Source organism: Pseudomonas sp. NPDC089392 (assembly GCF_044749595.1).
Taxonomy (GTDB): Bacteria; Pseudomonadota; Gammaproteobacteria; order Pseudomonadales; family Pseudomonadaceae; genus Aquipseudomonas.
Map to the genome: position 1 here is coordinate 116,426 of NZ_JBIVIF010000002.1, position 13,456 is coordinate 129,881.

Sequence of the window (13,456 nt, forward strand, 5' to 3'; positions counted from 1 at the left end):
GTTGTTACCTCTGAAATGAAGCGCCCGGTGAGGCTGCCTTGGGCGAATCGGGAGCAAGCGCAGGGTGTGCTTCACGGCTGATGTAGAGGGTGCAGCGGCCGCTGGCCAACAGCGTGCCTGCGCTGTCCAGGACACGTGCATGAGCAGTACACAGGCGCCCACCCCGATGCACCACACAACCTTCGACGCGCAGCGCGCCGGGTGTAGCTGCACGATGAAAATCGGTTTGCAGGCTGACGGTGCTGACCCCGCGACCATTGACGCACATCGCCGCGTATCCGCAGGCGACATCGATGAGGCTGGAGATAACGCCTCCATGCACCCGCTGCAATGCCTCGGTGCCAAGCATCTCCGGACGGCTCGGCAGGTGCAGTTCGATACCGTTCTCGCTGACCCGGTGAACACGAATTTGCATCCAGGAGCTGAACGCATTGGCGTCGATGACCCGTTGGAGCTGTGTAGATGTCAGGGGGTGCTCTATAGCGTTCATTTGCCGCTGTGCCCTCGGCGTGCTTTAGGGAAAAGCCAGTAAAGCAGTGACGAATTCACGTCAATTTAAACTGAACGCCGTTCGTATATCAATACGAATGATCACTTGCTCTGCCTTTTAAGCAAGCGTCCTGGGTAGGTTTCAAACGGTCTACTCGCTGAGAGTGCAGCACCTACGCTGCTTTGAATTTTTCAGATGCTTTCTTGCGTGGCGGAATCATCTGGTCTATTTATGGAACTCCATTCACAAATATGAATCTGCGACGGCCGTACCCTTCCAATAAAAAAGCCAAAATGGGTTATCAATGATGATGAAGGCGATGTCACCGGGGCGCTTGCAGCCCCATTTGCTTGGCGTAGCGATTGCGTGCATGACGGTAGGCCAGGCCCAGGCGTTCGAAGTTGACTTGGGTGATTCCGATTTCCGTCTCCGTTGGGACAACACGGTGCGTTACAACTGGGCCATGCGCCTGCAAGACCAGAGCCACTTGATCGACCGGGCAGGGGGCGGCGCTTACGATCAAAGCAATGCCGCGTTCGACAAGTACGACACCATCAGCAACCGTCTGGACTTGCTCAGTGAGATCGACCTGAACTACCAGGGGCGTTACGGGGCCCGTTTGAGTGCGGCGGCTTGGTACGACGAGGCATACGACGGCAAAAACCCTGCGACGGTCCCCGGTGGCACGAGCTACGTTGACAATCGATTCACGCATATCGTCAAGCGCTATTACGCGGGCCCTTCCGGGGAGTTTCTTGACGCCTACGTGTATGGCCGCTTCGAACCCGCAGGGCTCCCCACGGACCTGCGCCTTGGGCAGCATGCGGTAATCTGGGGCGAGGGGTTATTCGGCAGCACTAACGCAATTTCGTACTCGCAAGCGCCGGCAGACCTACGCAAAGCGACCGCCAACCCAGGCGCATCGGCCAAAGAAACGGCCTTGCCGATAGACCAGATATCGTTCATGACGCAGGCCAGCGACCAGATTGTCGTGGCAGGCCAGTATCTGTTCGAGTGGGACCCGAATCGCATTCCTGAAGGCGGTACTTACTTTGCGGGGAGCGATGCGATACTCGAAGGCCCCAACGTTGGTCGGGGCAAGGCTATCGAGGGCGACAAGGGGGATTACGGCTTGTCGGTACGCTATCGACCGGACTGGTTTGATGGCACGCTGGGCCTGTACTACCGCCGTTTCGATGAAAAGTCTGCATGGGTCTCCCAGCGCGACTTCGCCACTGGTTTGGTGCACGCTGTCTATGCCAAGGATATCGAGCTCTATGGCCTGAGCGTCAGCAGCAACATCGGCGGTGTGTCGATCGGCGCTGAGTTGTCCTACCGCGAAAACATGCCGCTCAACTCCAGTGGCGCCGCCGCTGACCAGGCTCGTCGTCTGGAGGGCGCGCGCGGCTCTACGTGGCATGCTTTGGTCAATGCTGTGCAGACCTATGGTGATACCGCGCTCTTCGATTCCGCCAGCCTTTCCGGTGAATTGGCCTGGGCCAAGCTGGACAAGGTCACCGACAACCGCAGTGCCTACCGCGCCAAGGGCTACAACGCCGGTTGCAACAGCAACGCCAAGATGCTCGGTTGTTCCGATGATGAGTTTTACTCGGTGGCCGTGGCCTTTACCCCGACATGGGTCCAGGTATTCCCCAGCATCGATCTCAAGCTGCCGATTTTTCTCTCTAGAAACCTCAGTGGCAACGCCCCTACCAATGGCGGTGGCAGCGAAGGGTTCACCACCGCCAAGGTGGGGATTTCTGCAGAAGCCTACTCACGCCATTTCGTAGACCTCGCCGTTACCTATTACGACCAGAAGAAAAGTGATTCGGACAACCTGATTCTTGGGGCTCCGTACCTGGACAAAGCGTGGGTGTCATTGACCTACCAGACCACCTTCTGATCTGCCGATAATCACCACGAGGCAAATCCATGTTTAGAAAAATGTGTGTAGCTTGCGCACTGGCAGGCCTGAGCAGCAGTGCCCTTGCGGCAGTCAGTGCTGATGAAGCGGCCCAACTGGGCAAGACCCTGACGCTGTTCGGATCTCAAGCCCAGGCCAGTGCCGACGGGAAAATACCCGCCTACGATGGTGGCCTGCCGACTACCACCAACCCGCCAGGCTTTGTAAAAGACAGCGGCAAATGGGTGAATCCGTACGCTGCAGAGAAGCCGCTATACGCTATCACGGCAAATAACATGGCCGAATACGCGGACAAGCTGTCGGAAGGTACCAAAGAAATGTTGCGGCGCCAGCCCAGTTATCGTCTGGACGTCTATCCCACACACCGCAGCGTCAGTTACCCGCAATTCATTCTCGACAAGACCCGCAACAATGCGACCCAGGCCAAACTGATCAAAGGTGGAGATGCACTTGAAGGCGCCATTGGCGGCATCCCTTTCCCGATCCCCAAGACCGGCCAGGAGGTCATGTGGAACCACATGGCAAGGTACAACGGGCTTGCGGTTGAAGACCACATGCGCAACTTCTACGTCGACAGTAACGGCAAATTGATCAACTCGGGTGAAATCAAGCTATCGCGCAACTTTGCGTTTCATAACCCGGAGGCTACCGCCGAGTCGGTCAAGAAGAACGATTCGTTCATCTTTCAAAACGCCTACCACTTTACCGGGCCGGCCCGCAGCGTAGGTGATGCGACCATGTATTACGACACGATCGACATGGTCGACATGCCCCGGCGGGCCTACACCTACTCGGCCAGTACGCGCCGTGTGCGCTTGAGCCCGGACATCGCCTACGACACACCAATCGCTTCCCAGGGCGGGGTGACTACCTATGACGACGCAGAGCTGTACACCGGCCGTCTTGACCGTTTCGACTGGAAGCTGGTGGGCAAGCGTGAGCTGTACATTCCTTACAACATCTATGACCTCAGCTTCAATGTCGGCTCTGACAAGTCACTGACGCCCAAGCACGTGAACCCCGACCATGTTCGCTGGGAGCTGCACCGGGTATGGGTAGTGGAAGGTACCCTCAAACCGGGCGTGCGACATGTATACAGCAAGCGGGTGTACTACTTCGATGAGGACTGGTCTGGCGCTGGGGTGGCTGACGAATACGATGGCTCGGGCAAGCTCTACAAGTCGATGCAGCAGGGGATGAGCCAGCTGTATGACAAGCAGGCGCCCATGTCGCGCACCTATTGGGCGTATGACTTTGCCACTGGGGCGTACTCGTTCTCGCAGCACTATGCCGACCTGAAGTTTGGCTGGCGGGTGATGGATAAGCTTCACCCGCGCTCTACGTTCACGCCAGAGGCCTTGCAGGCCCGCAGTGGCCGCTGATTATCGGTGATCGGCCCTGGCGCAGTGGCGCTCGGGGCCACCTACAAGGAGTGGCCGATGTTACTGATACAACGAAAACTGGCGCTCGTTGCCGGGCTGCTGTTGAGTGTCGCTTGCGCAGCGGCAGCCCAGTTCCGCGACCCGCTGGATATACCAGCCAGCCCCAGCAGGCTTGCCCAGCACAGCATGCTCACTGGTATCACCCAGACGCCAGAGGGTCGCTGGGTGGCAGTGGGCCGCCGCGGTCACGCCTTATATTCCGACGACGGCACTACATGGCATCAGGCCGATGTGCCGGTGTCTGTAGACCTTGTTGCCGTGCACTTCCCCACACCGGTTCAAGGCTGGGCGGTTGGGCATGGGGGCGTAATCCTGCACTCAGCCGATGGCGGCAAGACCTGGCTCAAACAATTGGACGGGCGAGCGCTGGCAGACCTGTTGATCGCGTACTGGAAGCCGCTTGCCGCGCAAGCTGACGAAAGTGATGCCGGTCCGTCAGCAGCACTGCTGGATGCCGAACGTTTCAAGGAGGAAGGGCCTGGCCGGCCGTTTCTGGACGTGCGCTTCAAGGACGCCCTGAGCGGTTACGCAGTCGGCGCCTACAACCTGCTACTCGCAACCGAAGATGGCGGGCAAAGCTGGCAGGTGCTCTCAGACAAGACCGACAACCCAGGTGGTTTGCACTTCAATGCGGTCCAGTTGGGTAACGCCGGGCAAGTCTACCTGGCGGGGGAACAAGGGCTGCTGCTGCAAAAAAATCTGCAGACTGGGCGCTTCGGCTCCGTCTCTACACCCTACGACGGCACCTGGTTCGGCATGCTCGAGCAGGGTAACCGCCTGCTGCTATTTGGCCTGCGCGGCAACGTATACGTCAGCCATGACCGGGGGCAGCACTGGAGCAAGGCCAATACCGGAACTGACAACACCATTACCGCTGCGACCTCATTGAAGGATATGCAGGTGGTGCTGGTTACTCAGGCTGGCGAAGTACTGATCAGTGAGGACAGGGCTGCGGAGCGCTTTCGGCCGGTCTCCACCCCAAGAACCATGCCGTTATATGGCGTGGCCCCGGCGGGCACTGCTGCCGTGGTCGCGGTGGGTGCCGGCGGGGTAGTGCATCTCGAACTTGGACGTCAGTGAGGAATCCCGCATGACCATTTTCCAAGACAGCGGCGCCGGTGACCGGCCCGCAGCCAGTGAGGCTGCGCAGTTCGATCCGCATTCAGGCAGCTACCTGGAGCAATTGCTGTTCAATCACCGCTTGTTCATCATGCTGGCGTGCGCCTTGCTGACGGTCTGGACTGCATTCCAAGCCAGCAACCTGCAAGTAAACGCTGGTTTCGAGGACATCATCCCGCAGTCTCACCCCTATATCCGCAATTACCTTGAAAACAAGGCAGACCTGCGCGGGTTGGGTAACAACCTTCGCGTTGTGGTCGAGAATACCCAGGGTGATATTTATGACCCTGAGTACCTCGAGGCGCTGAAGCAGGTCAATGACGCACTGTTCCTCATGCCCGGGGTAAATCGTTCTTTCGTCAAGTCAATCTGGATGCCAGTGGTGCGCTGGACCGAAGTGACTGAAGAGGGCTTTCGTGGCGGCCCGGTGATGCCGGACACCTATGACGGCTCCGCTCGGGCCATCAATGAGCTGCGCACTAATGTCAGTCGTGCTGGGTTACGTGCCAACCTGATAGCCAACGACCAACGCTCGGCAATGATCATTGCGCCGCTGCTGGAGCGTTATGCCGACACCGGCGAGCCGATCGACTACGGCACCCTGCACGCCCAGCTCGAAGCGGTGCGAGCGTTGCAAGATTCCGTTCTGCCAGACAAACCCGGGAAAGTTCGCATCCATATCGTCGGCTTCGGCAAGTTGGCGGGCGACCTGATCGCGGGCTTGTACCAGGTCATGATGTACTTCGCTGTCGCAGCGCTGGTCACTATAGTGATCCTTTACGGTTATACCCGGTGCGTGCGCAGCACGATGTTGGTGGTTGCCTGCTCACTCGTGGCGGTTGTCTGGCAGCTGGGCATGGTGCGGGCATTGGGATATTCACTTGACCCTTACTCGGTGTTGGTGCCGTTCCTAGTATTTGCCATTGGCATTTCCCATGGTGCGCAAAAGATGAATGGCATCATGCAGGACATCGCCAGGGGGACTGACAAGTATGTTGCTGCACGCTTTACGTTCCGTCGCCTGTTTCTGGCCGGGCTGACAGCCCTGATCGCTGACGCGGTTGGCTTTGGGGTGCTGATGATCATTGACATCCCTGTCATCAAATCGTTGGCACTGACAGCAAGCATTGGCGTGGCAGTGTTGGTGTTCACCAACCTTATCTTGCTGCCAATTCTCCTGTCGTACTTGGGCGTAGGGGCCAATGCGGCGCGGCGCAGCCATGAGTCCAGTCAAAACCCGCCAGGGGCATGGGACGTCCTGGTACGCTTCACCGAACCCAAGTGGGCGCTTTTGGCAATCGGTTTTGCGCTGGCTTTGGCGGCCGCTGGTTTTGTCATCAGCTTGCAATTGCAGATAGGTGATCTGGACGCGGGGGCTCCGGAGCTCCGGCCCGATGCGCGTTATAACCAGGATTCGGCATTCATTACTGGCCACTACGGGCTTTCCAGTGATCAGTTTGCGGTCATGGTCAAAACCCCGCCAGGCGGCTGCGAAGCATGGCAGACACAGATGGAGGTTGACCGCCTGGAATGGGCGCTACAGCAGGTGCCGGGCGTGCAGAGCACGGTGTCGCTGGCGGGGGCTGTCAGCCGGCTGTCTTCCGCGCTTTTCGAGGCATCGCCGAAGTGGATCACCATCAGCCATAACCAGGCCTTGGTCAACACATCCGTGCTGCGTGCGCAGGAGGCCAACCCGGATCTGGTCAACTCGGACTGTTCGCTGGTGCCCGTTATCGCTTACCTGGCTGACCACAAGGCGCAGACACTTGCTCGGGTCCTGGCTGCGGTGGAGGCCTTCGCCCGTGAGCATGACTCCGATCAGCTGAAATTCTTGCCGGCGGCAGGTTCCGCAGGTATTGACGCGGTGACCAATATCGTCGTGCGTGATGCCAACCGCACCATGCTGCTGTTCGTATACCTGGCGGTTGCCGCGCTCTGTTTCATCACCTTCCGCAGTTGGAGAGCGGTTGTGGTGGCGCTGGTGCCATTAGTGGTGACATCGATCCTGTGCGAGGCGCTGATGGTGGCATTGGGCATTGGCGTAAAGGTAGCGACGCTGCCAGTCATTGCCTTGGGCGTCGGTATCGGGGTCGACTACGCGCTGTATCTGCTCAGCGTGCAATTGGCGCAGCAGCGTAGCGGGGTGCCGCTTGCAGAAGCGTACCGGCGTGCCTTGCTGTTCACCGGCAAGGTAGTAGCGCTGGTAGGCATCACGCTTGCTGCAGGTGTCATCACCTGGGCCTGGTCACCCATCAAGTTCCAGGCAGACATGGGCATCCTGCTGACCTTCATGTTCCTCTGGAACATGCTCGGTGCGCTGGTTCTCATTCCTGCCTTGTCCTGCTTCCTGCTACGGGGTACTGCACGATGAAATTGGAAACGCCTGCTTTGGCAGCCAATCTGCAACCATTCCCTCGGCACACGACCGCGTGGTACATGACTGCGATCTTGTTCCTGCTTTATTGGTTGTCACTACTGGACCGACTGGTTATCTCGTTGCTGGTGGACCCGATCCGGCGGGACCTGGGCATCACCGACTTTGAACTGTCGCTGTTGCAAGGTTTTGCTTTCGGCCTGTTTTATGCCGTCTGCGGGTTGCCGCTGGGTTGGTTGGTCGACCGCTTCAGCCGCCGCTGGGTCATTTTTGGCGGTGTGACGATTTGGACGCTTTCAACCACTTTCTGCGGCTTGGCGCACAATTATTGGCAGCTGTTCCTGGCGCGTATTGGCGTGGGGGCGGGGGAAGCCGCATTGAGCCCAGCTGCCTATTCGTTAATGGCAGACAGTTTCCCTGCGCACCGGCTGACAACAGCCTTGGCGGTGTACTCCCTGGGCTCGCTGTTCGGAACAGGCATGGCCTACCTGATGGGCGGGGTAATCGTGGGCTTGGTGGCAGAGCATGAGTCGGTACTGCTGCCTGTCGTGGGTGAGGTCCGTTCCTGGCAAATGGTGTTCATCACCATTGGGTTGCCCGGCGTATTGCTAGGTTTACTGGTATTCACCTTCCGCGAGCCGGCCAGGCGCACAATGATGACGGTTCGGCCAGCCACTGCGCTCGCGACGGCGATTTTCGGGCAGGTGTTTGCTCACATACGCCGCCATGCGCGATTTTTCTTCTGTCACCATATCGGCTTTACCCTCTGTGTAATGGCCGTTGCCGGGCTGGCGTTGTGGGCGCCTTCCTACTTGCATCGCGCATTTGCCTGGAAGCCTGCTCAGATCGGGGTTTGGCTTGGAGTGGTGGGCACTTTGGGTGGGGTAATTGGCGCTGTGGGATGCGGACAGCTCATCGACCGACAGATCGCGCGCGGGCGTTTGGATGCGCATATGCGTTTGTTCTGTTTCACATCGTTGGTGAGCGTACCCGTCGCGGTCGTCGGGGTGCTATGGCACGACCCTTACGTGTTTCTGGGTGCGTTTTTTATAATACAGGTGCTGGTGAGCCCTATCATGGGGATTTCAGCTGCGGCATTGCAAATTGCCACACCCGCTGAATTGCGGGGGCGTTTGTCATCTCTCTACCTGTTTGTGATGATTTTGTTGGGGATAGGGGCTGGGCCGTCGGTGGTCGCGGCGTTCACTGACTTCATCTTCAAAGACGATAGTAAGGTGGGGCACTCACTGGCTTTGATCTTTGCCTTGGCGTTACCTTTGGCGGCGCTGGCCTTGCACCTGGGCAGGCCGGCGATGCGTTTGGCAGTTGAGGAAAACATGGTGAGCTAGGTTTCACATGGAAGTCGCCTAGCAACGATCAAAAAAAAGAGGCGTCATGTTGCACGCCTCTTGAAGGGGTCCATCGAAGGGGTGTTGCTAGCGATGCTCGATAAGGCTCAAGGCGCATCATCTCCAGGCAGGTTGACGAATTTGAAGATGCCGCTGGCAGTCGCTACCAGCCTTTCTTGGTCGTCAACCAGGTCACCCTCGCAAAACGCTAGCGTCTTGCTAGCGTAGCGCAGCTTGCCACGGGCTGACAGCCGACCGCCGCTGCCGCCCCCGGGGCGCAGGAAGTTGGTTTTCATTTCCACCGTGACGCATGAACGTTTTTTGCTGTCAGTGGTTCGCGCTGCAGCGGCCATGGCCATGTCAAGCAAGGTCATCATCAGCCCACCATGTGCCTGTTCGGCGCCGTTGAGATGCTTGCGTTCAAGATCGACAACCAGGCAAGGAGGCTCCGGCTCTGGTTCGACCAGGATATCGAGGTGGTCCAGAAAGGGTACTTCCACGCGGTACTCGGCATACCGAACGGCCTTTGAGGGGAGCGAATCGTGCTTTGCCATGGGGGCTCCTATCGGTGCTTGAACTGTGGCGGGCGTTTTTCCACGAATGCAGCCAGCCCTTCGCTTTGGTCCTCTGTGCCGAATGTCACGTAGGCCATACGGCGCTCGTACAGCACACCTTCGCTGAGACTGCTCTCAAAGGCCCGATTGACGCATTCTTTCGCCAGTGCCACCACCGGCTGGGAGAACCCAGCCATTTTTCCTGCCAATGCCAACGCTTCGGACTGTAGGTCCGCCAGTGGCACTATCCGGCTGACCAGTCCGCTACGCTCGGCCTCGTCGGCGAGCATCGGACGGCCGCTGAGAATCATCTCCATCGCCTTGTACTTGCCAATGGCGCGAGTCAAGCGTTGTGTTCCCCCTGCACCAGGGATGGTGGCCAGGGTGATTTCCGGCAGCGCGAATCGGGCGTTATCCGCAGCGATGATGACATCGCACATCATCGCCAGCTCACAGCCGCCACCCAGCGCCAGGCCACTCACCGCGGCAATTACCGGTTTGCGGCAGCGCGCGGCACGCTCCCAATTGGCCGTGATGAATTGGCGCTTGAACACGTCCATCATGTTCCATTCGCGCATCATCTTGATGTCTGCGCCTGCAGCAAACGCTTTTTCACTACCGATCAGCACGATGGCGCCAATGGCGTCGTCGGCCTCGAGGTCGTCGAGCGCGGCTGTCAGGTCATTCATCAGCTGGTCGTTCAGTGCGTTGTACGCTTCAGGCCGGTTAAGGCGAATCAGGCCGACCTTGTCATGTTTATCCAGAATCAGGGTTTCGTAATGCATCATTCTGCTCCTGTATTGGCACACGCATTGGGCGCCCGGGGTGGCTTACATGTTGGGGTAGTTGGGGCCGCCAGCGCCTTCTGGAGTCACCCAGGTGATGTTTTGAGCGGGGTCCTTGATGTCGCAGGTCTTGCAATGCACACAGTTTTGCGCGTTGATCTGGAACCGCTTGCCGCCATCGTCTTGTGTCACGACTTCATAAACGCCGGCGGGGCAGTAACGCTGCGCAGGTTCGTCATACCGAGGCAGGTTCCAGTTCAAGGGTACGTCCGGATCGGTCAGCCTCAGGTGGCAAGGTTGCTCTTCCTCGTGGTTGGTATTGGACAGGAACACCGATGACAGCTTGTCGAAGCTGAGCTTTCCGTCGGGTCTTGGGTAGGCAATCCTGGTGCACTCGGCGGCAGGTTTGAGGCAGGCGTGATCTGGCTTGTTGTCGTGCAAGGTGAAGGGCAGCTTGCCGCTGAAGATGTTCTGATCGATGAAGTTGAACGCCCCGCCTACCAATGCGCCGAACTTGTGCAAGGCTGGGCCGAAATTACGGCTGCGGAATAACTCGTCGTACAGCCAGCTGGCTTTGAACCCTTCAACGTAACCGTCAAGCATATCGCCACCTTCGCGCCCTGCGGCCAGTGCGGCCGCTACCGCTTCTGCGGCGAGCATCCCGGATTTCATGGCGGTATGGCTTCCCTTGATCTTGGCAAAGTTCAAGGTCCCCAGGTCGCAGCCTATGAGCGCGCCGCCGGGGAAGATCATCTTGGGCAGCGAGTTCAAGCCACCTTTGCAGATGGCCCGCGCACCGTAGGTGACGCGCTTTCCGCCCTCCAGGTACTGCTTGACCACAGGGTGGTGCTTGTAGCGTTGGAATTCGTCGAATGGCGATAAATAGGTATTGCTGTACGACAGGTCGATGATCAAACCCACGACCACCTGGTTATTCTCCAGGTGATAGAGGAACGAACCGCCAGGGTTGTCGTCATTGAGCGGCCAGCCAGCGGTGTGGACCACCAGCCCAGGCTGGTGCAGGGACGGGTCGATATCCCAGATTTCCTTGATCCCGATACCGTAGTGCTGTGCATCTGCCTCACTGTCCAGCTGATACTTACGGATAAGTTGTTTGCCTATATGGCCTCGGCAACCCTCGGCAAACAAAGTGTACTTGGCCCTCAGCTCCATACCTGGGGTGTACAGGCCATCTTTGGGCCGGCCCTCACGGTCTACCCCAAGATCACCTGTCACGATGCCGCGCACTACACCGTCGTCATCGATCAATGCCTGCTGGGCGGCAAAGCCTGGGTATATCTCGACGCCCAGATTCTCTGCCTGCTGGCCGAGCCAGCGGCACAGGTTGGCAAGTGAAATGATGTAGTTGCCTTGGTTATGCATGGTTTTAGGCACAAACAACCCCGGGATCTGGGTGGCTGTCTCCGGGCCTTGCAACAGGTAGATGTCGTCTCGCACCACCGGCGTATTCAGCGGTGCACCGAGTGCCTGCCAGTCGGGGAACAGTTCATTCAGCGCTCGGGGTTCGAACACTGCGCCAGAAAGAATATGCGCGCCCACTTCAGAGCCTTTTTCGACGATGCACACGCTGATGTCCTGGCCTGTCTGGGCAGCAAGCTGCTTCAGCCGACAGGCAGCCGAGAGGCCTGATGGGCCAGCGCCGACGATCACCACGTCGAATTCCATATACTCACGATCGGACAACAGATTTCTCCTAGGCCACGTCTTCGGTGGCGTCTGGTTTCACGGTTACGGCGTGGGAACGACGAGCAGGTAGTGAGACACGCTAGGGGTCGTCCCTGGCTGCAGGTAATGCGTCAGTTGTTTTTCTTGTTCGTGATCGGCGAGCGTGCTTCTGCGACGTTGCAGCAAATGCTCGCCCCAAGAAGCTGTGACAAAGCGTTCGCTGAATCGCTGCGGGTCAGCCAAGTCGCGATAGAGCAGCCACTGCGTGGCCCCATCGCGTTTGCGAATCTGGCCCAAACGGGAAATCAGCTGACAAAAATCTTGCTGATGCTCAATGGCCACGTGGTAATCGACTTGGACGACTACGGGGCCGTCACTCACGTCTGGGTTGATGTCTACACGGTGTTCGGCCCAATGCGAGGACAGGGTGACCTCGGCTTCGCGTCCCATTCGCAACGGGTAACGGCGGGTGACGGCCATGCCGAGAACGATCAGGCCAGCTGCCAGGGTCAAGGTCCACGACACACCCAGTTGGTTGGCTACAGCGCCCCAGAGCATGCCGCCAATTGCCATGGACCCTTGGAAGGTGAGCATGAAAATGGCCAGTGCACGGGCCCGTACCCAACCAGGCAGGGTTGTCTGGAACGCCGCACTGGTTGTCGAGTTGAAGTTGATCCAGGCTGCACCCGCGAGTACGAGAGTAACGCTGATCACTGTCAGGTACGGGGCCCAGGCGGCGACCAGCATGGCAAGCAGAAAAACCACCGTGGATAACGTCGAAAGGCGGTGAAAGTTGCTGATCCGCGGCCTTAGCTGGTTCAGCACGATTCCGCCTGCTACAGCGCCGGCACCAAGGCTGCCGACCAGCAGGCCGTAACCACCCACGTTGTCTCCGCCGGCAACCAAGGGAAGCAGTGCCCACAGGCTGCTCGCGCAGCTGACGAAGAACAATGTGCGCAGGATGTGACCGTGCAGCGGGTGTGCATGCCGAACATAACGCAACCCCGTACGCATGGCAGTGAATAGCGGCTCTTTGGGCGCGAGGGTGGTAGAGCCCGGTCGATAGGCAAAGATGAAAATCGCCAGAACGCTCACCAGTAGCACGATGTTCAAGGCGAATACCCATTCCAGGCTGGAATTGGCGATGATGATTCCGGCCAGGGCAGGGCCGACAGCACGCGCAGCATTGTAGGCGATAGCATTGAGGTTGATCGCTGCCCCGAGAACAGTGCGAGGCACTGCGTCGGAGGTGGTCGCCTGCCAGGCAGGAATGCTCACAGCGCTCCCAGTACCGAGGCTGAATGCCAGCAGCAGAAGCCCCCAAGGTGTCAGCTGGTCGCTGGTCAGCAGCAAGTAGAGCAGCAAGGTGGCTGCCAACATCCAGGCGTGGGTCCAGATAAGGATGCGTCGCTTGTCCAGCAGGTCGGCATAGACCCCAGCCGGCAGACCAAAGAGGAATGCCGGCAGGGTAATCGCGGTCTGCACCAGTGCAACCATCAACGGAGACGGGTCAAACTGGACCATCAGCCAGGCTGCGGCGACATTCTGCATCCACAGGCAAATGTTGGCCGTGAGGGTTGCGCACCACACGGCGCGGAATAGCGGGTAGCTCAGCGGTGGCAGGTTAGCTGCCGGTGAGGCTACAAGAGTGCTCTGGCCGTCTGGCTGCATACAGGGTCCGTGGGGCCTAATGCCCGGTTTGTTATTATGAACACTGTTTACAATTCTGAATG

10 protein-coding genes are annotated in these 13,456 nt (G+C 58.6%); 5 read left to right on the plus strand and 5 right to left on the minus strand.

The features are described 5' to 3' along the window. Positions 1-4: 4 nt before the first annotated feature. Positions 5-490, minus strand: a complete 486-nt coding sequence (locus tag ACIP1G_RS02445) for a PaaI family thioesterase (RefSeq protein ID WP_400733358.1) — start codon at positions 488-490, stop codon at positions 5-7. 304 nt (positions 491-794) lie between these two features. Between ACIP1G_RS02445 and ACIP1G_RS02450 the strand changes: the two genes are divergently transcribed. Genes ACIP1G_RS02450 through ACIP1G_RS02470 form a run of 5 tightly spaced genes read left to right on the plus strand, consistent with a single transcriptional unit; the run spans position 795 to position 8,698 of the window. After that, positions 795-2,393 (plus strand): DUF1302 domain-containing protein, encoded by a 1,599-nt coding sequence (locus tag ACIP1G_RS02450; protein ID WP_400733360.1) that lies wholly within the window; start codon positions 795-797, stop codon positions 2,391-2,393. 29 nt (positions 2,394-2,422) lie between these two features. After that, on the plus strand, positions 2,423-3,796 hold the full coding sequence (locus tag ACIP1G_RS02455; protein WP_400733363.1) for a DUF1329 domain-containing protein: 1,374 nt from the start codon (positions 2,423-2,425) through the stop codon (positions 3,794-3,796). Between the two features lie 57 nt (positions 3,797-3,853). Further along, on the plus strand, positions 3,854-4,936 hold the full coding sequence (locus tag ACIP1G_RS02460) for a WD40/YVTN/BNR-like repeat-containing protein (protein WP_400733365.1): 1,083 nt from the start codon (positions 3,854-3,856) through the stop codon (positions 4,934-4,936). Between the two features lie 10 nt (positions 4,937-4,946). Next, complete coding sequence (locus tag ACIP1G_RS02465) at positions 4,947-7,346, plus strand: RND family transporter (protein ID WP_400733814.1); 2,400 nt, start codon at positions 4,947-4,949, stop codon at positions 7,344-7,346. Continuing rightward, positions 7,343-8,698 (plus strand): MFS transporter, encoded by a 1,356-nt coding sequence (locus ACIP1G_RS02470; RefSeq protein WP_400733368.1) that lies wholly within the window; start codon positions 7,343-7,345, stop codon positions 8,696-8,698. Before ACIP1G_RS02465 ends, ACIP1G_RS02470 begins: the two co-directional genes overlap by 4 nt. Before the next feature lie 107 nt (positions 8,699-8,805). On the opposite strand, the gene ACIP1G_RS02475 is transcribed toward ACIP1G_RS02470, so the two are convergent. From ACIP1G_RS02475 to ACIP1G_RS02490, 4 genes are all read right to left on the minus strand, one after another. Beyond that, positions 8,806-9,252, minus strand: a complete 447-nt coding sequence (locus ACIP1G_RS02475; protein WP_400733371.1) for a PaaI family thioesterase — start codon at positions 9,250-9,252, stop codon at positions 8,806-8,808. 8 nt (positions 9,253-9,260) lie between these two features. Beyond that, complete coding sequence (locus tag ACIP1G_RS02480; protein WP_400733373.1) at positions 9,261-10,037, minus strand: enoyl-CoA hydratase; 777 nt, start codon at positions 10,035-10,037, stop codon at positions 9,261-9,263. Between the two features lie 45 nt (positions 10,038-10,082). After that, positions 10,083-11,723, minus strand: a complete 1,641-nt coding sequence (locus ACIP1G_RS02485; RefSeq protein ID WP_400733816.1) for an electron transfer flavoprotein-ubiquinone oxidoreductase — start codon at positions 11,721-11,723, stop codon at positions 10,083-10,085. Positions 11,724-11,786: 63 nt separating this feature from the next. After that, positions 11,787-13,394, minus strand: a complete 1,608-nt coding sequence (locus ACIP1G_RS02490) for an MFS transporter (protein ID WP_400733376.1) — start codon at positions 13,392-13,394, stop codon at positions 11,787-11,789. Between the last annotated feature and the right edge of the window lie 62 nt (positions 13,395-13,456).

Coding starts and splice junctions, on each gene's coding strand:
- ACIP1G_RS02445 (WP_400733358.1), bottom strand. CDS start 490: ATGAACGCTATAGAGCACCCCCTGACATCTACACAGCTCCAACGGGTC.
- ACIP1G_RS02450 (WP_400733360.1), top strand. CDS start 795: ATGATGATGAAGGCGATGTCACCGGGGCGCTTGCAGCCCCATTTGCTT.
- ACIP1G_RS02455 (WP_400733363.1), top strand. CDS start 2,423: ATGTTTAGAAAAATGTGTGTAGCTTGCGCACTGGCAGGCCTGAGCAGC.
- ACIP1G_RS02460 (WP_400733365.1), top strand. CDS start 3,854: ATGTTACTGATACAACGAAAACTGGCGCTCGTTGCCGGGCTGCTGTTG.
- ACIP1G_RS02465 (WP_400733814.1), top strand. CDS start 4,947: ATGACCATTTTCCAAGACAGCGGCGCCGGTGACCGGCCCGCAGCCAGT.
- ACIP1G_RS02470 (WP_400733368.1), top strand. CDS start 7,343: ATGAAATTGGAAACGCCTGCTTTGGCAGCCAATCTGCAACCATTCCCT.
- ACIP1G_RS02475 (WP_400733371.1), bottom strand. CDS start 9,252: ATGGCAAAGCACGATTCGCTCCCCTCAAAGGCCGTTCGGTATGCCGAG.
- ACIP1G_RS02480 (WP_400733373.1), bottom strand. CDS start 10,037: ATGCATTACGAAACCCTGATTCTGGATAAACATGACAAGGTCGGCCTG.
- ACIP1G_RS02485 (WP_400733816.1), bottom strand. CDS start 11,723: ATGGAATTCGACGTGGTGATCGTCGGCGCTGGCCCATCAGGCCTCTCG.
- ACIP1G_RS02490 (WP_400733376.1), bottom strand. CDS start 13,394: ATGCAGCCAGACGGCCAGAGCACTCTTGTAGCCTCACCGGCAGCTAAC.